The 20,133-nt window shown below is 42.7% G+C and carries 19 protein-coding genes; 3 read left to right on the top strand and 16 right to left on the bottom strand.

Annotation, left to right across the window (positions count from 1 at the left end):
* Positions 1-11 precede the first annotated feature (11 nt).
* The 10 genes from ACO03U_RS05045 to ACO03U_RS05000 all read right to left on the bottom strand — a co-directional run bounded on the left by ACO03U_RS05045 (position 12) and on the right by ACO03U_RS05000 (position 13,800).
* Positions 12-362: a bacteriocin immunity protein gene (locus ACO03U_RS05045; RefSeq protein WP_204686601.1), complete on the bottom strand. Its 351-nt coding sequence runs from the start codon at positions 360-362 to the stop codon at positions 12-14.
* 328 nt (positions 363-690) lie between these two features.
* The gene (locus tag ACO03U_RS05040; RefSeq protein ID WP_161868936.1) at positions 691-2,271 is read right to left on the bottom strand and encodes a peptide chain release factor 3; all 1,581 of its coding nucleotides are present in this window, start codon (positions 2,269-2,271) and stop codon (positions 691-693) included.
* A gap of 369 nt (positions 2,272-2,640) precedes the next feature.
* Entirely contained in the window at positions 2,641-6,993 is a 4,353-nt protein-coding gene (locus ACO03U_RS05035; RefSeq protein WP_204686599.1) for a PolC-type DNA polymerase III, read from the bottom strand.
* A gap of 199 nt (positions 6,994-7,192) precedes the next feature.
* Positions 7,193-8,908: a proline--tRNA ligase gene (locus tag ACO03U_RS05030; protein ID WP_204686597.1), complete on the bottom strand. Its 1,716-nt coding sequence runs from the start codon at positions 8,906-8,908 to the stop codon at positions 7,193-7,195.
* Positions 8,909-8,937: 29 nt separating this feature from the next.
* Positions 8,938-10,209 (bottom strand): RIP metalloprotease RseP, encoded by a 1,272-nt coding sequence (gene rseP / locus ACO03U_RS05025; RefSeq protein WP_204686595.1) that lies wholly within the window; start codon positions 10,207-10,209, stop codon positions 8,938-8,940.
* A 238-nt stretch (positions 10,210-10,447) separates the two neighbouring features.
* The gene (locus ACO03U_RS05020; RefSeq protein ID WP_204686593.1) at positions 10,448-11,248 is read right to left on the bottom strand and encodes a phosphatidate cytidylyltransferase; all 801 of its coding nucleotides are present in this window, start codon (positions 11,246-11,248) and stop codon (positions 10,448-10,450) included.
* A gap of 50 nt (positions 11,249-11,298) precedes the next feature.
* Positions 11,299-12,114, bottom strand: a complete 816-nt coding sequence (locus tag ACO03U_RS05015) for an isoprenyl transferase (RefSeq protein WP_204686591.1) — start codon at positions 12,112-12,114, stop codon at positions 11,299-11,301.
* A 103-nt stretch (positions 12,115-12,217) separates the two neighbouring features.
* The gene (locus ACO03U_RS05010) at positions 12,218-12,625 is read right to left on the bottom strand and encodes an MmcQ/YjbR family DNA-binding protein (RefSeq protein ID WP_204686589.1); all 408 of its coding nucleotides are present in this window, start codon (positions 12,623-12,625) and stop codon (positions 12,218-12,220) included.
* Positions 12,626-12,655: 30 nt separating this feature from the next.
* Positions 12,656-13,264: a bis(5'-nucleosyl)-tetraphosphatase (symmetrical) YqeK gene (gene yqeK, locus ACO03U_RS05005; RefSeq protein ID WP_204686587.1), complete on the bottom strand. Its 609-nt coding sequence runs from the start codon at positions 13,262-13,264 to the stop codon at positions 12,656-12,658.
* 14 nt (positions 13,265-13,278) lie between these two features.
* Positions 13,279-13,800, bottom strand: a complete 522-nt coding sequence (locus ACO03U_RS05000; protein WP_204686585.1) for a GNAT family N-acetyltransferase — start codon at positions 13,798-13,800, stop codon at positions 13,279-13,281.
* Positions 13,801-14,011: 211 nt separating this feature from the next.
* Between ACO03U_RS05000 and ACO03U_RS04995 the strand changes: the two genes are divergently transcribed.
* Positions 14,012-14,698, top strand: a complete 687-nt coding sequence (locus ACO03U_RS04995; RefSeq protein ID WP_204686583.1) for a phosphoribosylaminoimidazolesuccinocarboxamide synthase — start codon at positions 14,012-14,014, stop codon at positions 14,696-14,698.
* Positions 14,699-14,992: 294 nt separating this feature from the next.
* On the opposite strand, the gene frr is transcribed toward ACO03U_RS04995, so the two are convergent.
* The 6 genes from frr to ACO03U_RS04965 form a co-directional block, all read right to left on the bottom strand.
* On the bottom strand, positions 14,993-15,550 hold the full coding sequence (gene frr / locus ACO03U_RS04990; protein ID WP_204686581.1) for a ribosome recycling factor: 558 nt from the start codon (positions 15,548-15,550) through the stop codon (positions 14,993-14,995).
* 1 nt (position 15,551) lies between these two features.
* Positions 15,552-16,274: a UMP kinase gene (gene pyrH / locus ACO03U_RS04985; protein ID WP_161869078.1), complete on the bottom strand. Its 723-nt coding sequence runs from the start codon at positions 16,272-16,274 to the stop codon at positions 15,552-15,554.
* A gap of 158 nt (positions 16,275-16,432) precedes the next feature.
* Positions 16,433-17,317: a translation elongation factor Ts gene (gene tsf / locus ACO03U_RS04980; protein ID WP_161869079.1), complete on the bottom strand. Its 885-nt coding sequence runs from the start codon at positions 17,315-17,317 to the stop codon at positions 16,433-16,435.
* 103 nt (positions 17,318-17,420) lie between these two features.
* The gene (gene rpsB / locus ACO03U_RS04975; RefSeq protein WP_161869080.1) at positions 17,421-18,218 is read right to left on the bottom strand and encodes a 30S ribosomal protein S2; all 798 of its coding nucleotides are present in this window, start codon (positions 18,216-18,218) and stop codon (positions 17,421-17,423) included.
* A gap of 228 nt (positions 18,219-18,446) precedes the next feature.
* Positions 18,447-18,875 (bottom strand): SgcJ/EcaC family oxidoreductase, encoded by a 429-nt coding sequence (locus ACO03U_RS04970; protein ID WP_161869081.1) that lies wholly within the window; start codon positions 18,873-18,875, stop codon positions 18,447-18,449.
* Positions 18,876-18,913: 38 nt separating this feature from the next.
* Positions 18,914-19,144: a hypothetical protein gene (locus tag ACO03U_RS04965; protein WP_204686579.1), complete on the bottom strand. Its 231-nt coding sequence runs from the start codon at positions 19,142-19,144 to the stop codon at positions 18,914-18,916.
* Between the two features lie 214 nt (positions 19,145-19,358).
* Here ACO03U_RS04965 and ACO03U_RS04960 point away from each other — a divergent pair, with 214 nt between their 5' ends.
* Both ACO03U_RS04960 and ACO03U_RS04955 read left to right on the top strand, forming a co-directional pair.
* On the top strand, positions 19,359-19,829 hold the full coding sequence (locus ACO03U_RS04960) for an arginine repressor (RefSeq protein WP_161869083.1): 471 nt from the start codon (positions 19,359-19,361) through the stop codon (positions 19,827-19,829).
* 17 nt (positions 19,830-19,846) lie between these two features.
* Complete coding sequence (locus tag ACO03U_RS04955) at positions 19,847-20,122, top strand: hypothetical protein (RefSeq protein ID WP_423104410.1); 276 nt, start codon at positions 19,847-19,849, stop codon at positions 20,120-20,122.
* The last annotated feature ends 11 nt before the right edge of the window (positions 20,123-20,133 follow it).

The raw sequence follows: 20,133 nt of genomic DNA, 5'->3' as shown, positions 1-20,133 counted from the left end.
CTTAGATCTATTTATCTACGGGGCATTTGAGATTGCTCTCGGTAACTATAAAATTGCGACTTATCCGAATAATCTCCTTGATAGATACCATTCAGACCGGCTTTTTGGCCAAGAACCCCTAATTGAATCATTAGTATTTCTTCTTTTTTAGTATAATGAAGGCGTCCCTTTAAGGAGGCATTGCGGATATAATTGACTAAGCGATTGAGTAAGGCAGCTGGATTTTTTTCTTGATCTAGCTTCTTGTACACTTGCAATAAGACATCGGTAATATCTAGTATTTCCGAGGGCTGCTCCTCTCGCCTCGATAATAAATTGTATAGTTCATGAATTTTTTCTTTGGCTTCTTCCCTCATTAACATCTAACATCCTTCTTTCTCATTACATCATTACACATCGCTTTATTTGCTATTAGACTAATAACCTGCATATAAAAAGCAAATCAATTACGATGTCCCTTCACATCTAGAGCATATGCCTAATGAATTTTAGTGTCAACCAAGAGCTGATACTTGCTAGCGCAGTGAACAAACTAGAAAAGAAGGGCTTGTAACTACCCACCGAGAAAATTATTATCAGCAATTTCACCAAACCATAGATAGAATAGACTTTTAAAAGCTAAATTTCACTACTGCTTAATCGCAAATAGGAGACGAGGCTATTTTCTCCTCGTCTCCTATTTGCTTAGTATTACATCAAACTCTTCAACGCCACTTTTGGATACTTGTCTTCAAACCAACGCATAGCAAATTGATTTTCAAACAAGAACAATGGTTGGTCGAAACGGTCCCGGGCTAGGATATTACGACTGGAACTCATCTTCTCATCCAAGTCTTTGGGATCAATCCAACGAGCAATTTTGTGGCCCATTGGTGTCATGATGACTTCTGCGTTGTACTCGTTTTGCATACGGTATTGGAAGACTTCAAACTGCAACTGACCCACTGCGCCGATGATATATTCTTCCGTCAAATAGGTTTTGTACAACTGGATAGCCCCTTCTTGTACCAACTGATAAATCCCTTTGTGGAATGATTTTTGCTTCATGACGTTTTTTGCTTGAACTTTCATAAACAACTCTGGTGTAAATGATGGAAGTTCTTCATAAGCCACTTTTAGTTTGCCTTCGTAAATAGTGTCTCCAATTTGATAATTGCCGGTATCATAGACCCCAATAATATCACCTGCTACGGCTTCTTGGATGTTTTCCCGTGTATCTGCCATAAACTGGGTCACGTTGGCTAGCTTCATCTTTTTGCCTGTACGTTCCATGAAGACATCCATTCCTCGTTCAAAGGTCCCAGAGCAAATCCGGACAAAAGCGATCCGATCTCGGTGAGCTGGATTCATATTGGCTTGGATTTTGAAGACAAAACCGGAAAAATCGGATTCATAAGGGCTGACCTCTTCTCCCGTGATGGTCTTGTGGGCATAAGGGGATGGCGCAAACTCTAAGAAAGTCTCTAAGAATGTTTGAACCCCGAAATTTGTCAAAGCTGAACCAAAGAAAACTGGGGTTTGGTCGCCACGGGCAATTTTCTTACGGTCAAAACTATCCCCTGCTTCTTTTAGTAATTCCACTTCTTCTTGGACATCACTAAACAAGCCATTGCCTCTCAGTGGATGATTATCTGGTATTTCGCCAGCATCATCTAACGGGACAAAACGTTCGCCACCGTAATTATCGGGACGGTACAGTTCCACACGATTGTTGTAAATATCGTAAAGACCTTCCAAGCCTTTCCCCATCCCAATCGGCCAGTTCATCGGATAGGATTCGATGTCCAAAAGTTCCTCTAGTTCTTCTAAAAGTTCTAGGGGTTCCCGACCATCTCGGTCCAATTTATTGATAAAAGTAAAGATTGGGATGCCCCGTTTTTTGACGACTTGGAATAGTTTTTTCGTCTGGGCTTCAATCCCCTTGGCGCTATCGATGACCATCACAGCGCTATCCACTGCCATCAAGGTCCGGTAAGTATCTTCAGAAAAGTCCTCATGTCCGGGGGTGTCGAGGATATTGACCCGTTTACCATCATAGTCAAATTGCATAACGGAACTGGTGACCGAAATTCCCCGTTGTTTTTCGATTTCCATCCAGTCAGATTTGGCAAAGTTCCCTGTTTTCTTTCCCTTGACGGTCCCAGCTTGCCGAATTGCCCCACCAAACAAGAGTAATTGTTCCGTAATGGTCGTCTTCCCAGCATCCGGGTGACTAATAATAGCAAATGTACGGCGCATATCGACTTGTTGTCGTAAATTTGGATTGTTCATAATCAGTTGTAACTCCATTTCTCTTGATATCTAGTCTATGTGTTCTCACAGTCAGCTTTACAAATAATTATCTACATTGGCTGTCTCCTAAGTCTTTTTAACTAGCCTAGTATAGCATGAATTGGTAATCTCTGTGAACTTTCAGAAAAAGATTTTGGAAATTCTTGATATCAATACGGATAATTAGGCCTTAACCTCTTCGCACAATACCTATCACAAGCTAGCACTCAAAAGTTTTAAAGAGACTCCGTTAAGAAATAACCGCAGCCATCCTGTCATCATGTCTACAGAGAAAAAAGCAAGGTTTCCGTTTTTTACAGAAGACCTTGCTTATTCTTGTCATTCTAGTTTTTGCTAAGAATTGAAAGCTTAAAACATATCAAATAGCGACAGTTGATTTTCATCAGGTAATCCTTTGAGGACACCATTTTCATTCATATAATCAATCAATGTTTGGGAGACTTTCCCTCGCTTGGCTAAGTCTTCTTTGGACAGGAAGGGACCGTCTTTGCGAGCTTCCACGATTTGTTTGGCCACGTTATCCCCCAAACTTGGAACGGCTCGAAATGGCGCAATCAACTTGTTGCCATCGATGACAAAATTGATGGCATCGGATTTGTACAAATCAATCATACCAAATTCAAAACCACGTTCTAGCATTTCATTCGCTAGTTCCAAAACGGTCAAGAGGTTTTTCTCTTTGGTTGAAGCATCCATGCCCTTTTCGTTGATCTCTTGCATCAAATCTTTGACGGCTTGTTTGCCGCGACTCATAGCAACCAAATCAAAATCGTTGGCCCGCACAGAGAAGTAAGCACAATAGTACAAAATTGGATGATAAACTTTGAAATACGCAACTCGTAAGGCCATCAACACGTAAGCCGCAGCATGGGCTTTCGGAAACATGTACTTGATTTTCGAACAAGAATCAATATACCAATCCGGCACACTGTTTTCTTTCATGGCTGCAAGAAACTTGTTACGCTTTTCATCATCAATTTTACTCCATTGGCCTTTCCGTACGGTTTCCATGATGGTAAATGACGTACCTGGATCAAGCCCGGCATGCATCAAGTAAACCATGATGTCATCCCGACAACCAATCACTTCCGCCAAAGTGGCTTTGCCTTGTTTGATCAGTTCTTCCGCATTGCCTAACCACACGTCGGTTCCGTGAGACAAACCGGAAATTTGCAACAGTTCGGCAAAAGTCGAAGGATGGGTTTCTTCCAACATTCCTCGTACAAACCGTGTCCCAAATTCTGGAATCCCTAAGGTACCTGTCTCTGAACCAATTTGATCAGGAGTCACCCCTAGCACTTCTGGAGACTCAAAAATTCGCATCACTTCTGGATCATCAGTAGGAATCGTTTTTGGATCAATCCCCGACAAATCTTGTAACATCCGAATAACGGTGGGATCATCATGTCCCAAGATATCGAGTTTTAAGATATTGTCATGGATGGAGTGGAAATCAAAGTGGGTTGTGCGCCACTCGGCATTTAAATCATCGGCCGGATATTGGATTGGGGTAAAGTCATAAACATCCATATAATCAGGAATAACGATAATCCCCCCCGGATGCTGACCGGTAGTTCGTTTCACCCCTGTAGCACCGGCGGCCAAACGATCAATTTCCGCCCCACGAAGTCGGAGATTGTTGTCCCGTTCATAACCTTTGACATAACCATAGGCAGTCTTATCAGCAACCGTACCGATTGTTCCAGCGCGGTAAACATAGTCCTCCCCGAACAACACTTTCGTATAATTATGGGCTTGAGGTTGGTACTCCCCAGAAAAGTTCAAGTCAATATCGGGAACTTTATCCCCATGGAAGCCAAGAAAGGTTTCAAATGGGATGTCATGGCCATCTTTAGTCAAGCGACTACCACATTTAGGGCAGGCTTTTTCCGGCATATCAAAACCCGAACCATAAGAACCATCTTCATAAAACTCAGAGTACTGACAATTAGGACAATGATAATGTGGCGCTAATGGATTCACCTCGGTAATCCCGGTCATGGTTGCGACAAAACTCGAACCCACAGACCCCCGGGAACCAACCAAATAACCATCTTCATTACTTTTGTGCACCAATTTTTGGGCAATCAGGTAAATCACCGAGAAACCATTGCCGATGATAGAGTTCAGTTCCCGTTCGAGACGTTTTTCGACAATCTCCGGCAACGGATCCCCGTAAAGTTCTTTGGCCCGATTATACGACAAGTCCGTGATTTCTTGTTCAGAACCAGGAATTTTTGGCGTATATAATTCATCTTTGACAGGGATGATGGTTTCACACCAGTCAGCAATTTTATTAGGATTTTCTACGACGATTTCTTTGGCTTTGGCTTCTCCTAAAAATTGGAAAGCCGTCAACATTTCATCCGTCGTCCGAAAATGAACATCAGGTAACGGTTGCCGACTCAAAGGATTCCCGCTTTGAGACTTAATCAAGATTTCCCGGTAAATACCGTCCTCTTGTTCCATATAATGGGCATTACCCGTGGCACAAACCGGTTTTCCTAGTTCCTCACCAATCCGGACGAGGTTGCGAATAATTTCTTCTAAGTCTGACTCACTTTTGATATTTTCCATCAAAATTAACGGCTCATACACGGCTTTAGGCATGACTTCAATATAATCATAAAACTCAGCTAATTTTTTAGCTTCTTCATAGCCCTTTTGCATCAAGGTCATGAAGACTTCCCCTTTGTCACAAGCTGTACCTACCAATAGGCCTTCTCGCAATTTCACCAGCTCTGAGCGGGGAATCCGTGGAACTCCACCATAGAAATACTTCACGTTACCCAAAGAAATCAATTTAAAAAGATTTTTTAAACCAGTTTGGGTCTGAGTCAAAATCGTCGCGTGAAATGGTCGTGCCGCTTTATAAGCATTATCCCCTGCCATTTCCCGGTTCAAATCTTGGTGAAGCAACATCTCGTGCTTTTCCATCGCTTCTTTGACAAAAATCCATGCCAGATGACCAGTGGCTTCCGCATCGAAAATCGCACGGTGAGCATTTTCCAAACTAACACCAAATTTTTTCGTCAATGTTCCTAAATTGAGCCGCTTCAATTCTGGATGAAGAAAACGAGCCAACTCCAAGGTATCGATGACAGGATTTTCAGCTTCTGGCATGCCTAAACGTTTATAAGTATGGTTGATAAACCCCATATCAAATGACGCATTATGGGCGACTAAAATAGTTCCTTCAGTAAACTCTTTGAAGGCCGCCATGACACTTGCTTCGGACTTGGACCCATGGAGCATTTCGTCGGTAATCCCCGTCAAATTGACGATAGTAGCCGATAAAGGATGTCCCGGATCAATAAATTCATCAAAAGTATCGATCACATTTCCTTTGTGCATCTTGACTCCTGCCAGCTCGATAATCGTATCGTACACCGCCGAGAGTCCAGTGGTTTCCACGTCAAAGACAACATAGGTAGCATCGGTTAGCGGGATGTCTGCTGGATTGTAAGCTACCGGCACACCGTCATCTACCACGTAAGCTTCCACACCGTATAAAATTTTGACGCCGTTTTTCTTACCAGCACTATGGGCATCCGGAAACCCTTGCGCCCCACCATGATCGGTGATGGCAATGGCTTTATGCCCCCATTTAGCTGCTTGGGCGACAAAATCCCCAATACTGTTGGTGGCATCCATGGTACTCATATTGGAGTGCAGATGAAGTTCGACGCGTTTTTCTCCTTCTGGTGCATAGTCTTTGCGGGGTTCGTGTTTGACTTCCACCAAGTCTTGGGCAAACATCACTAGATCTCGTTGGAAAGTATCTTCTTGAATACTTCCACGAACTTTCATCCAACTGCCCTTTTTGATATTATCAAAGATTTGTTCATCTTTTTCACCATTGGAAAATTTCTTGACGATGAAAGACGACGTATAGTCCGTAATTTTTAAGGTTAAAATCTTCCGCTTAGTACGCAATTCTCGCACTTCCACATCAAAAACATAACCTTCAATCGTCAACCGTCGTTCTTCTTCAATGATGTTGATCATTGGGGTAATCGGTTCATCAGCGGGGATGTTACGCCCCAGTTGTAATGGTCCTTGAAGCGGTGCTGGCGTATTTTTTTTCTCTTTTTTCTGTTGTTCATGGGCTGCCAGATTTTCCATCGCCTGTTGCATCATGACTTCGGCTTGCTCGGCTTTTTTAGCTTCAAGCTCCTTAACCGCAGCTTCGGCTTGCTCTTCATCGTAGCGCGCTTCCAAGCGAAACTTCGGAAAACCCAATTTTTGATAGCAGTCTTCAATCCAAGGAAAATAATTATCCACCAAATGCGGGATGATTGCTTGATTATTGACGGAGATGACAACTTTTTTGTCCTCCAAAAGAGGCAGTTGATTCTTAATTGTTTGATTGACAACTTTGGTATTGCAATGCTCATCTGACAAGACCAGCGGCCAATAGTCCTGTAAGAGGGCTTCATTGAGTTGCGGGGCATCTGTTTGAACATTCAACCGGGTAGTAGCAATCTCCCGAAAAGCCATCAATAGATGATGATTTAGCAGTTGATAGAGGCTTACTGGCAAGATCTCTGTAAACCCTAAAGTAAATTCCCAAATGCGGGACTGTCGGTGAACGATCACACCTTCAATCCTCCCCCCCAGCTGTGTAAGCTGGTTGACCACATCTGGTGCTAGTTGCATCTGTTCTAGCAGGACATTGAATTTTTGAATTTTTTCTGACATAAAGCGGTCCTCCCAGTTTTGTTTCAGCATTATCTAGTATACCTTTTTTTGGGGGGCTTTTCATTAAAGTTCACTTGGAGATTTTTCTCATGATTGCATATCCGTTTATGAAAAGGATTGTCGTCGATTTAAGACAAACTAAAAAAACTCAGAAAACAGTGACACTACCGTTTTCTAAGTTTATTGGGCTTTTTTTAAATCAGGTTTCTTCCGCAGACTGGAGCAAAATAGGAATAGTGTCTAGCAACTCTTCTTTACGAATTTCTAACATCGCCCCAGTTCGCTTGAGTTTGACTTCCACGATATTTTCCATCGCTTTTTTGCCCACCGTGATTCGCAATGGACAGCCGATCAAATCTGCATCGACAAATTTTACTCCAGCCCGTTCATTACGATCATCGACTAAGACTTGGTAGCCATGGCTGGTAAGATGTGCTTCTAGTTCATCAGTTAGTTTATTTTGAAAGTCATCAGACATATTCATTTGTAGGATGTGCAAATCAAAAGGAGCAATGTTACGGGGCCAATTGATGCCTTCTTCGTTGGCATTTTGCTCCACCACGGCAGCCAATAAGCGACTGATACCGATACCATAACTCCCCGCCCAGACAGGTACGTACTGCCCCGTCTCATCTAAAACTGTGGCATCCAAAACATCACTATAACGAGTACCTAATTTAAAGATGTGACCGACTTCAATTCCTCGCGTAAATTGTAAAACACCTTGACCGTCTGGAGAAGGTTCCCCCTCTTTGACATAACGCAAATCTTGGTAAGCACTTGGCTGAAAGTCTCGACCAGGATTGACATTCATATAGTGGTAGCCAGCTCTATTACTACCGGTAATCGCATTGCCCATGTCTTGAACTTGCAAATCCGCCAAAAGCTGGATATGTGCTGGCAAGTCAACTGGACCGATAAAGCCACTCGCTGCACCCAGCAATTCCTGCGTCTCTTCAGCAGTAGCCTCTCGCAAGTAAAAGACTGAGAGCATTTGCTTGACTTTGGCTTCGTTGATTTCTTGATCGCCACGAGCCAAAATCATCACAGGTTGCTCATCAGCTAAATAAAGCTTGGCTTGAATGATTTTATCAGCTGTAACTGCTAATTGTTCTTGCAAATCCGCTAAAGTTTCCACCTCAGCAGTTGCCACTTCCGTCAGTTTCCCATAGGATTGTTGCGCCATTTTTTTGGAATAAAGACTAGTAGCCATCTCCAGATTAGCAACATAGTCACTTGCGGTTGAATAACAAATCACATCTTCACCAATTTCAGATTTAGCGAGAAACTCTTTTGATTCACTGCCTCCCATCAAACCATTGTCTGCAATAACTGTCCGAAAAGCCAAACCACAACGAGTAAAGATGTGGCGATAAGCTTGTTCAAATTGCAGGTAGGTCTGATCCAAACTCTCCTTTGAACTATGAAAAGAGTAGGCATCTTGCATCAAAAACTCGCGGCTTTTCACTAACCCATGGCGGGGCCGTTTTTCATCACGAAATTTTGTCTGAATCTGAAATAAGCGAATGGGTAGCCGCTTATAGGAATTTACTTCATCAGCAATCAATTTTGTAAATATTTCCTCATGGGTGGCGGCCAAGAGGTTACTGCGTTGATTGCGATCCACCACTTTAAACAAGGTTTGACCATAAGCTTGCAAGCGTCCGGTGGTTTCCCATAAATCTTCCGGCAATAAATGGGGCATCGCCATTTCTTGCGCATCAATGTGAGCTAATTCTTCCCTAACGATGCCCTTGATTTTTTCTAATACGCGCCAAGCCAAGGGTAAATAACAATACACCCCAGAAGCTACCTGCCGGATAAAACCACCCCGTAATAGCATCTGAAAACTCAAAACACCAACTTCGCCGGGAAGCTCCCGTAACGTGGGGATTAACATTTTCGATTGTCTCATGAGAACCCTCTCTTTTTCACTTTTCTCGATTAGTGGAAGAAAAAGCGTTGGATATCATTCCAAGTGACTAAGATCATCAACAACATCAAAGCACCAAAGCCGATTAAGTTCAGCAACCCTTCTTTTTCAACACTCATCGGTTTGCCTCGTACGCCTTCAATCACATTCAAAACGAGTTTCCCACCGTCTAAGGCTGGAAAAGGAAACAAATTGATGATTCCTAAATTCATCGACAATATCGCAATAAATGCTAATACCGTCGCAAATCCTTGTTGAGCGGCTTGCGAGGACATTTGGAAAATCGCCACCGGTCCACCTAATTTGTCCAAATCCGGTCGAACAATTAAGTCCCCTAACGCTTGGAAAATATTCAGGGAGTTGCCGATTGCTTGTTTGAAGCCACCGATGATTTTTGCCATAAAGCCGGTTGCCATCGGCACTTGGATACCAATTCGAACAGTTTTTTGTCCTTCAACGGTGGTGGTTTCAGGCGTGACTGTGGTTTCGAAGGTTTCGGTACCCCGCTTCACAGAAAGCGTCAAAGGTTGATCTGGGCTGGCCAAAATGGCGGTCGTCAATTCTTGCCAACTGGAAATTTTTTTCCCATCAATGGTTTGAATCTGATCCCCTTCTTTTAAGCCGGCCGTCGCAGCTGGACTATCGGCTTGAATTGCCCCGATAGCATTTGTATCCGTCACTGCTACCCCACCTTGCATAAAGGCAATCACGATAAAGAGTAAGATTGCTAAAATGAAGTTGTTCATGGGACCGGCAAAATTTGTCATCATACGCCGACTGAGTTTAGCCGATTGAAACTGGACATCAGTCGGAGCAATACGGACTTCGGTACCATCTTGTTCAATGATAGTCGCATCATGTAAAACCTCATAGCGCATCAATTGGGTTTCGTCGTTATTGACGTAACCGGCATAGTACAATTCGTTTTCTAAATCAAATGACTCTGTGACGACAGGTATGCCGTTGGTGAGCTGCACTTTACTGGAGGTATTGATTTTTACTACTTTCCCCTCCTCATTCAGTACCAATGTCACCGGCATCCCTCGGGTAATCTCTGTCTCGTCTTCCCCCACTCCTGCCATGCGGACATAACCACCGATTGGTAGCAGGCGTAGCGTATAGGCGGTGCCATCTTTGCCTTGGTGACCAAAAATCTTCGGTCCCATCCCGATTGAAAATTCCCGAACTAAAATTCCCCCTCGGCGTGCAAAAAAGAAGTGGCCAAATTCATGGAAAATCACCACTACACTGAAGACGATTAAAAATGTCAAAAGACCTTTCATCGTTGTTCCTCGCTTTCATTTGTTAGCGTCAAAAGTCACCAGCCTAAAGCCGAGACTCTCGATTTCTTTGGAGCTAAACTCCATTTTATTTTAACACACTGGTAATAAGACCGGAACTAGTCGTAAAAAAAGTAAAGGGAATGTCACAAAATAGCAACGTAATCTTCACTTAACTAGCTGGTTGTATAAAAAAGACCTATCTCGATCAGTCATCGAAACAGGTCGCAAAAAAGTTAGGCTAAAAGACACCTAGCAAATGCATGATTGGAAAAACAAAAAGCATGCTGTCAAAACGGTCCAAAATCCCCCCGTGACCAGGTAAGATATTGCCGGAATCCTTTACTCCAAAATAGCGCTTGATGGCAGACTCTACCAAATCACCAAACTGACCGACAATGGAGAAAATCACTGTCAAAATCAACAACACAGGCAAGCCATGCCCAAAATCTTGTTGACCAGAAAAGGCTAAGACATAAATTGCCGCTACAACTACAGCCGAAACAATCCCGCCAAGAGCCCCTTCAATGGTTTTATTCGGGGAAATTTCTGGCCAAAGTTTTCGTTTTCCTAACTTGCGGCCAATCATATAAGCCCCAATATCTGTCGCCCAAACGATAAACAAACCGAAAAGCAACATGATCAAGCTTTCTCCCCGAGCGTTGACAAACTCTCGGAACCCCACACCAACATATAAGCTGACCAATACTGGGAAACCAGCTTCGTCTACTGTATACATATTTTTGGAAACCACCGAGGCTCCCAACAAAAGCATCACCATCAAATAAAACAACATGGTGCTATCAGTCTGAGCTGGTAACCAGAAAAACCAACGTTCTTTTGGTAAAACCAAGAATACTGCCCCTAGTGCTGATAGAATTCCTTCAAAACTGATGATGTTTAACCCTTTCATGCGGAACATTTCATAAACACCTACGACAGCCAATACAGCCGCCGTCACTTCCACGGCAATCCCACCGATGTATAAAATGGGAATAAATAGTATCAGTGCCACCACGGCAGTGATTACCCGTTGTCTCATTTCTTTACCTCCAATTGATTAAGTTTTATTACTCATAGGATACCTTCACACTATTCAGTTACTTGATGCTCGTCTGCTACCGGAAGATTCAGACCTCCAAAACGACGATTACGATTTTGAAAAGACGCCACCGCCATTTCCAATAACTCCCCATTGAAATCTGGCCACAACGCATCCGTGAAAAACAGTTCACTATATGCGATTTGCCATAGCAGGAAATTACTAATCCGTTCTTCGCCACTGGTGCGAATCAATAATTCTGGGTCCCGCAAGTCAACTGGCAAAAAGCCCGTCATTAAATGGTCAGCAATCATGGATTCATCAATTGTCTCAGCAGCAATCCCTTCTGCTTGGGCTTTTTTCACGATTGCTTGGGTGGCTGTCACGAGTTCAGCACGACTGCCGTAATTTAAGGCAAAATTCAACACCATGCCAGTATTGTTTTTTGTCTGTTCAATCGCACGCTTTACTGCATCTTGGGTGTGAGCCGGTAGAAACTCCGTATAGCCCATCACATGGACTTTGACATTTTCTTTGATCAACTCTGGTACAAATTTATCAAAAAAATCCACCGGCAATTGCATCAAAAAATTAACTTCCTCGGTGGGTCGTTTCCAATTTTCCGTGGAAAAGGCATAGAGGGTTAAGACTTTGATACCGATTTTTGAAGCATGTTTGGTAACAGTTTTCACCGTTTCCATGCCTTCTTGATGCCCTGCAATACGGGGTAGTCGCCGGTTTTGCGCCCACCGACCATTGCCATCCATGATGATAGCCACATGTTTGGGAATAGTTCCCGCCGGATCAAAGTGAAATTCGGCTTCTTCTTGTACATATTTGTTTTTTTGTGGAAACAAGCGCCACATACGGATCCCTCATCTCTCCAAAGATTTACCAAAAAACATTATACCATTAAACCCCAACAAGCTTTGGAAAAATTCCATCCAAAAAGCAGAAGTTAGATTATTTTTATACTCTACCCTTTAGAAAGTAATGCTTGCTGTGTTTTTTCGTCAACTTTGCCACAACTAGCTGATAGGAATCCAAAATCAGCTGACAAATTCCCTCATCACTGAAGGCGGTCGTCTGCAAATAGATCGAATTCCAATGGGTTTTATTGGCATAATACCCTGGAATCACCGTCCCCGGATAAACTTCCCGTAGTTCTTCATTTTTCTCCGGCAAGTTTTTTAAAGTGATGATGGCTGACAAGCTTCCCTGAACGCTCAGCATGCCAAACATTTTCCCAGCCACTTCAAAATAGTTGGTATCCCAGTCAACACGGTAATAACTCTTTGCTCCGGGCAATGTTCCCCCATAATCCATAAAACTCTGAATTCGTTGTTCAATTTCCGAAATCCTTTTGACTGTTGACATAAAAATCCCTCCATAAAAAGTAAGCGACTATCATGCCTCGTTTTGAGATATTACTCTAAGTTGTTCTAAAGCTGCTTTGGCCCAAGGATGAACGACTTGAATATCATGTTGGAATAGCCATTCTAGATAACAGTAGCAACTTTTGGCTAAGCTCTCTTGCTCCAATGCCGCCATTACTTGTTTTAGGTAAGGTGGTTGGGCCGGTCGATCCCATTTGATTTTGTCCGCGATAAACAAGCAATAATCCATTGGGGTAGCTTGACTTTTTAGCGTTGTATGACAAGCAATGGCTGATAACACTTGTACATCCTTAATCTGAAAAACTCGTTTCGCCAAAAGACATGACTGTTGTTGATGCAAAAGCATTGGTAATTGGTATTCTGCTGGGAGAATTGGCTGTCCCAAACCTTCGTGAAATTTCACTCGTTGATTATTAGGGATGACCACAGAAATATCATGCAATAATCCCGCTTGGTAAGCGACAGTCGGATCAATCCCAAATTCCTTAGCCAACATTTCAGACTCTTCTGCTACTTTTAGGAGATGAGGCATCGTATCCTGTTTGTCGTATTTAGTCAAATACATGAGTACTTGTTCTTCCATGGTTCCTTTAGGTAAGTCGATCATATATGTCATCATCACTACCGACTCCTCTATTCCAAATTGATCCAATACCGTCGAATAACTTTTTGACTTTCTTTATTTAGTCGCTTATCTGCTAACTTGCCACCATTTGCTTCAATAACTTTAGCAGACCCTTGATTGTCATCATCGCAAGTCAACAATACTTGCTTCAGACCTTGTTCTTTTGCTATCACAAGTGTCTCTTTCAACATCTGACTACCATAGCCTTGCCTACGAAACTTAGGCTGAATCCCGTAACCAATGTGTCCACCATAATTTTCCAGATAGTCATTCAAATTGGTACGTAAATTGATCATCCCTACCAATTGATTATCCTCACTAAAATACAGAAACTGTAATCCTCGTACAAACCCAGCTGGAATGCGTTTAGGATCTGAAAACTTTTCCAGCTCTGCTAGCCAACTTGCTACCGACTGAGCTTGTATCAAGTAGGAGGTACCCGGAATTGTCTCCACGGATTCACCGAAAGCCTGGCGAAAAGCTAAGATTTGCTTTTCATCTGCCAAGGTCGGTTTTCGCAGATGAGTCATTGTCCTCACCCTTTCTTGCCTAAGTTTAACTCTTATCTCTTGATTATAGCAGACTCCCCACTGCCAAAAGTAAAAAATTCGCAACTTCTCTATAAAATACCCCCATTTTCCCGTAGTCTTTATGAAATTTACGCTATTTCTATCGACACAACCAATAACTGATGTTATATTCGTGAAAAATCACCTAAATTCCGAATAAAGGAGACTTAAAATGAAAGAATTGTACGACGGTAAGACAAAAACAGTGTTTTTAGATGAAACTACCAATGAGGTTTGGTTATTGTTTAAAGATAGCGCTACTGGTGCGGATGGCGTCTTTGATCCTGGTTCCAACACGGTAGGAGGCAGCGTTGATGGTAAAGGGAAAAACGGTTTAAAAGTTTCTCAGTATTATTTTGAACTGATGGCAAAACACGGTATCCCAACGCATTACTTGGGAGTTGATTTGGAAAAAGGCTTGATGAAAGTTCGCCAATTAACCGTTCCCCCATTGGAATTTGTCCTCCGCTATGAGACCGCCGGCAGTATGTGTCGCCGCTTTGACCTTCCCGAACAAATCGCTTTCGATCCCGTATACACCGAAGTGACGCTAAAATCTGATGAGCAAGAAGATCCCCTAATCACCGATCGCCTCTGCCAAATGAAAGGAATCTTAAAACCCGGGCAATACCAAGAAGCTCTGAACATCTTGGAAAAAGTCGGTGAAGTTCTAAAAGAAGACTTAGCAAAAATGGCTTTACAATTAATCGATTTAAAAATCGAAATTGGCTTTGATGAAGCTGGCAATCTCTATGTAGTTGATGAAATTACACCAGATATCTGGCGCGTGAGGGACTCACAAGGAACCATCCCAGATCAAATCACATGTACCAACCTACTTCTTGAAAAAATAGAATAATGTAAAAACAGTTCCTGGTCCACTACAATTAAGGGAGACCAGGAACTGTTTTTTTGAATCTAGGGCTGTGCTTTCAACAGCTTACTTCTATAACAGTTTGCTTTGTATTTGCTTTTTCCGGTCTAGCTACCGTCAACCCAATTCTAGGTCGCTAAATTCTTTATCTATTAGAAGATGCTAGTTGGACTTAGCGGCTCTTATTTAGTCCAACTGTGTGCGGTAGCTGAGCTAGTTTGTGAAGCCAAGTCTATCAAAAAAAGCCTGCCCCATACAGGACAGACTCCAATTAAAAGTTTAAACTTCCAACAATTCTTGCTCTTTTTCTGCTGCGATGGTATCCAATTGTTTGATGGCATCATCCGTCAAAGTTTGGACATCTTTTTCAGCGTTGCGCAAGTCATCTTCGGTAATATCGCCAGCTTTTTCTTGCTTTTTATACGTATCCAGCGCATCTCGACGAATATTACGAATAGCGATTTTAGCATTTTCGGCTTCTTTTTTCACTTCTTTAGCCAATTCTTTACGGCGATCTTCGGTTAATTGCGGAATCACCAAGCGAATCACAGTCCCATCGGTTTGTGGTGTAATCCCGATATCACTGGTTTGAATAGCTTTTTCGATTTCTTTAATCATGGTTTTGTCAAATGGTGTAATCACCAACAAACGAGCTTCCGGGATTCCGATTGAAGCCATTTGATTGATGGGTGTCGGTACGCCATAATACGAAACCATCACACGATCTAAGATACTTGCATTCGCACGACCGGCACGAATTTGTCCGAGTTCTCGTTGCAGTGCTTCAGCAGCTTTCTGCATTTTGTCTTTTGCTTCTTGCATAACTACATCTGCCATGTTATTTCCCCCTAACTGTCGTTCCAATATTTTCGCCCATTACCGCCCGGCGAATATTCCCTGTTTCATTAAGATTGAAGACCACCAACGGAATATCGTTGTCCATAGATAATGAGCTAGCGGTGGAATCCATTACTTGTAACCCTTTAGCGATGACATCCAAATGAGTCAAGGTGTCAAATTTGACAGCTTCATGATCGATTTTTGGATCCGCTGAATAAACACCATCAACGTTATTTTTAGCCATCAAAATTACGTCTGCATTGATTTCAGCAGCCCGCAAAGCAGCCGTGGTATCGGTAGAGAAATAAGGGTTCCCGGTGCCACCAGCAAAAATCACAATACGACCTTTTTCCAGATGGCGTTCTGCCCGGCGACGGATATAAGGTTCAGCGATTTGACGCATCTCAATTGAGGTTTGGACTCGTGTTGGCACGCCTTCATTTTCCAAGGTGTCTTGCAAAGCCAAAGCGTTCATCACTGTCGCTAACATACCCATGTAGTCAGCTTGCGCCCGTTCCATACCCATTTGTGCGCCGATTTGTCCCCGCCAGATATTGCCCCCACCGACAACAATCGCCATTTCAACGCCAAGATCATGAACTTCTTTGATCTCTTTGACGATTTCTTTAATGGTCGGTGGTTTAATCCCGAAACCTTCGTCTCCTGCCAATGCTTCGCCACTTAATTTTAATACCACTCGTTGATATTTTGGTTTCACCATAATGAAATTCCTCCGTGTCCTAATGCTATTGTAGCATATCCCAAAAGTTATGCCAGTTGTGCCGTGGCAAACAGAGAAAAAACTTCCCTGAGCCACCCGTTTGCAAAAAAAGGGAGCGCATTTTCATGCGTTCCCAGCTATTCAATTATTGAATAGTCTTATTTTTTCACTTGGCTCATAACTTCTTCTACAAAGTTATCAACTTTTTTCTCGATACCTTCGCCCACTTCAAAACGGACGAATGATTTCACAGAACCGCCTTTTGAAGTCACGTATTGTTCAACGGTCATGTCAGGATCTTTGACGAATGGTTGATCAACCAAAGCGATTTCGGCTTTGAATTTCTTCAAACGACCAACAACCATTTTTTCAACGATATTCGCAGGTTTGCCTTCATTCAAGGCTTGTTCAGTCAAGACATTTTTTTCGTGTTCCAATTCTGATTCTGGAATTTGGCTTTCATCAACATAACGAGGGTTAATAGCTGCGACGTGCATCGCAACATCTTTCGCAACTGTTTCGTCAGTAGTGCCATCAACAACTGTCAATACAGCAATCCGACCGCCCATATGCAAGTAACCACCAAAGGCTGCGTTGTCTGCTTTTTCAACAACTTCAAAACGACGGAAGCTAATTTTTTCACCGATAACTTGGGTTGCTTCAATCAAGGCTGCTTCAACTGTTTCGCCTTTTTCGTTAACCATTTTCATAGCTGCATCCATATCAGCTGGTTTATTTGCTGCTACTAATTCAGCCAATTCTTTGACTAAGTTTTGGAACATTTCATTTTTAGAAACAAAGTCTGTTTCAGAGTTTACTTCAACGATAGCTGCAGTATTGCCGTTAACTGCCACCGCAGCCAACCCTTCAGCAGCGATTCGGTCGTTTTTCTTGGCAGCCTTAGCCATCCCTTTTTCACGGAGCAAGTCGACTGCTTTTTCGATATCGCCTTCCACTTCAACCAAGGCGCGTTTTGCGTCCATCATGCCGACACCGGTCATGTCGCGTAATTCTTTTACTAATTTTGCTGTTACTTCAGCCATTGAGAATTCCTCCTAATGTGTAATATAAGCTTTTAAAAAAAGCTGTTTCAAAGGGAGTGCGGCTTTTTTAGCCCAGCCTTTGAAACAGCTCCTCATTTATGAATTATTCAGCTGATGTGTCAGAAGCGTTGTCGCCTTCAACTACGTCAACGATTTCTTCGATTGAAGTAGCGTTGTCAGCTTCTGGTGCAAAGTCTTCAACAGCAACTTCTTGGTCTTCCCCTTGGTTTCCTTCGATGAAAGCGTCAGCCATTTTACCAGTGATTAATTTCACGGCACGAATCGCATCATCATTTGATGGAATAACCACATCGATTTCATCTGGATCACAGTTTGTATCAACCATAGCAACGATTGGGATATTCAATTTACGAGCTTCTTGAATTGCAATCCGTTCTTTACGAGGGTCAACAACGTACATTACGTCTGGAATACGAGGCATGTCAGCGATCCCGCCCAAGAATTTTTCAAGGCGTTCCCGTTGTTTGTTCAAGCCAACGACTTCTTTCTTAGGTAATACTTCGAAAGTCCCGTCTTCTTCCATTTTGTTGATTTGTTTCAAACGTGCAACACGTTTTTGGATAGTTTCCCAGTTAGTCAAAGTACCACCTAACCAACGATGGTTAACATAGTATTGACCAGCGCGAGTTGCTTCTTCTTTAATAGCATCTTGAGCTTGTTTTTTAGTTCCGACAAACAATGCTACACCGCCGTCTTCAGCGACAGCTTTCATGTAGTCATAGGCTGCATCAACCAATTTAACGGTTTTTTGCAAGTCGATGATGTAGATTCCGTTACGTTCTGTGAAGATGTATTTCTTCATTTTTGGGTTCCAGCGACGAGTTTGGTGACCAAAGTGTACGCCGGCTTCAAGCAATTGTTTCATTGAAATTACTGCCATTTTGTGTTTCCTCCAATTGGTTTTTGTTTTCCTCTTCGCTCTTTTAGCTCTTTGAAGAACCGTTTATAGCGGCACCCCTTCGCAGATGAGAACGAATGTGGATTTTTTTGTGTTTGTCACACCCGAATAGTATACAGTAGCTCTTGTGAAAATGCAACTGTTTATTCCAGGTTTCCTGAAAAGACAACAGGAAGCGGCCGTCATTAAAAAACAGCCGCCCCCTTTGGCTCAATCCAAGGATTCTTCTAATTCATAGCGGAAGGCCGTCCGTTGTCCCGGCGTATCAAAGTGAGCTGGCGTATACTGCATCAGCACCACTTCCCAAACGGCTTTCTTTTGCATGATCAAAGTCAAATAAGCCAAACGTTCCCGACTGATGCGCCCGGTTTCTCGTTTGATTTTTCCAGTGTGGCAACGCATCAGGACAACATTGGCAGTCAGCAACTGCGTCTCCACTAAAACGGATTGATAGGTCTGATCTTCTTCTGCTGCAAACAATCTCTGCGCATACGTAAAAATCGCTTGCTTGCCTTTCACAAAGGTACCGTCAAACGCAATCAAGGTGCCATCATTAGCGAAGCAAGTGGCAAAGTTGCGAGAATTTCCTTCATGCCAGGCTTTTCGGACTTTTGTAAACAATTGTTCAGCTTCTTTCACGATGGCCACCTCTTTTCACGAAGATTACTTCCGAAATGCTAGCCTAGTTGACCTTTAAAATGATTCATAGCCGCTGTCACTTCAGCTACCATTTCAGGTTTTACTAACGGAAGTAATTGTTGTTGTAGCTGTTCTAAATCCCCTTTAGTAAACGCTTGTGTCGCCTGATTGGCAAAAGATTGTACCAGTAATTCTTTTGCTTGTTGGGCATGTTCTGGTTGTGTTCGTTCAATAAAAAAATTCAAAAACATTTCTTGTTCTTTCAGCATTTTGAAAAACCTCCTATTTGATAATAATTATACCACCTCCTTTAGCGGGGACAAAAAGATGTTAGCTTGATAAACTTTTCCTATTAATTTTTTAACATTTTTGCTATGATGATCGTGAATATCTATGCAAATCGAGGCATGTCTCTTTGAATTTCAAGCCATTTCTGTCTTGCTATTCCTAGAGACTGGTCTTGATTTGACGAAAGGAGTAACCATGCGTAAAGCTGAACGCCACGCCTTAATCCGTCAAATCATCTCGACGGAAACGGTGCGAACCCAAGAAGAACTCTTAAAACACCTAGAAGATCGCGGAGTACTGGCTACCCAAGCGACGATTTCACGGGATATCCGGGATTTGAAAATCGTCAAAGTTCAAGATAAAGACGGTGCCATCCGCTTCGAGCTCTTCAACGAATACGAGCCTGAGCCAGAAGATCCCGAAGAAGAAAACCGCTTGATCCGAATGATCCAAGAAGTAGTCACCAAAGTCGATCGTGTGCAATTTATTACCATTATTAATACGATGCCTGACAATGCCCAACTCCTATCCGCCGTGATGGATGAAGTCAAGCTACCTGAAAAAGTTACTACTTTGGCCGGGTTTGATACTGTCATTACCATCTGCCGTACCGATGAGGATGCTGAAAAATTGGCAGCCTACTTCCGTTCCCATATGTTAAGTTAAAAGAAGGAGGGAGATGATTGGAACAGCTAGCTGGTTTAACTGGTTTCGAGATATTTCTTTATCTTGTCCTGACAGTTTCCTTTCTATTGCTATTTTTAGCCGCCTGTTTCAAGATTACCGGTGGCCTCTTTTTAGCACGTCCTCCCCAACGATTTCAACAAGATCGCCAGCTGCCGAAATACCAAAAAGAGCGCCGTGCTGGAATAGCCTTTAGTCGACTGATTTTTAAGTATATTCCGCCCTTTTTTATCGGTTTTTTACTTTTGACAATCTGGCAGCTTTGGCTACATTAGCACTCGTAACG

This window comes from Enterococcus diestrammenae, from assembly GCF_049384045.1.
GTDB classification, from domain to species: Bacteria; Bacillota; Bacilli; order Lactobacillales; family Enterococcaceae; genus Enterococcus_C; species Enterococcus_C diestrammenae.
The sequence above is the reverse complement of the archived record's forward strand: the minus strand, read 5'-3'. Positions and strand labels throughout refer to the sequence as shown.

Coding starts and splice junctions, on each gene's coding strand:
- ACO03U_RS05000 (WP_204686585.1), bottom strand. CDS start 13,800: ATGACTCATCTGCGAAAACCGACCTTGGCAGATGAAAAGCAAATCTTA.
- ACO03U_RS05045 (WP_204686601.1), bottom strand. CDS start 362: ATGTTAATGAGGGAAGAAGCCAAAGAAAAAATTCATGAACTATACAAT.
- ACO03U_RS05010 (WP_204686589.1), bottom strand. CDS start 12,625: ATGTCAACAGTCAAAAGGATTTCGGAAATTGAACAACGAATTCAGAGT.
- rpsB (WP_161869080.1), bottom strand. CDS start 18,218: ATGGCAGTAATTTCAATGAAACAATTGCTTGAAGCCGGCGTACACTTT.
- rseP (WP_204686595.1), bottom strand. CDS start 10,209: ATGAAAGGTCTTTTGACATTTTTAATCGTCTTCAGTGTAGTGGTGATT.
- ACO03U_RS05020 (WP_204686593.1), bottom strand. CDS start 11,248: ATGAGACAACGGGTAATCACTGCCGTGGTGGCACTGATACTATTTATT.
- yqeK (WP_204686587.1), bottom strand. CDS start 13,264: ATGATGACATATATGATCGACTTACCTAAAGGAACCATGGAAGAACAA.
- tsf (WP_161869079.1), bottom strand. CDS start 17,317: ATGGCTGAAGTAACAGCAAAATTAGTAAAAGAATTACGCGACATGACC.
- pyrH (WP_161869078.1), bottom strand. CDS start 16,274: ATGGTGAAACCAAAATATCAACGAGTGGTATTAAAATTAAGTGGCGAA.
- ACO03U_RS04965 (WP_204686579.1), bottom strand. CDS start 19,144: ATGCTGAAAGAACAAGAAATGTTTTTGAATTTTTTTATTGAACGAACA.
- frr (WP_204686581.1), bottom strand. CDS start 15,550: ATGGCAGATGTAGTTATGCAAGAAGCAAAAGACAAAATGCAGAAAGCT.
- ACO03U_RS05015 (WP_204686591.1), bottom strand. CDS start 12,114: ATGTGGCGCTTGTTTCCACAAAAAAACAAATATGTACAAGAAGAAGCC.
- ACO03U_RS04960 (WP_161869083.1), top strand. CDS start 19,359: ATGCGTAAAGCTGAACGCCACGCCTTAATCCGTCAAATCATCTCGACG.
- ACO03U_RS05030 (WP_204686597.1), bottom strand. CDS start 8,908: ATGAGACAATCGAAAATGTTAATCCCCACGTTACGGGAGCTTCCCGGC.
- ACO03U_RS04995 (WP_204686583.1), top strand. CDS start 14,012: ATGAAAGAATTGTACGACGGTAAGACAAAAACAGTGTTTTTAGATGAA.
- ACO03U_RS05040 (WP_161868936.1), bottom strand. CDS start 2,271: ATGAACAATCCAAATTTACGACAACAAGTCGATATGCGCCGTACATTT.
- ACO03U_RS05035 (WP_204686599.1), bottom strand. CDS start 6,993: ATGTCAGAAAAAATTCAAAAATTCAATGTCCTGCTAGAACAGATGCAA.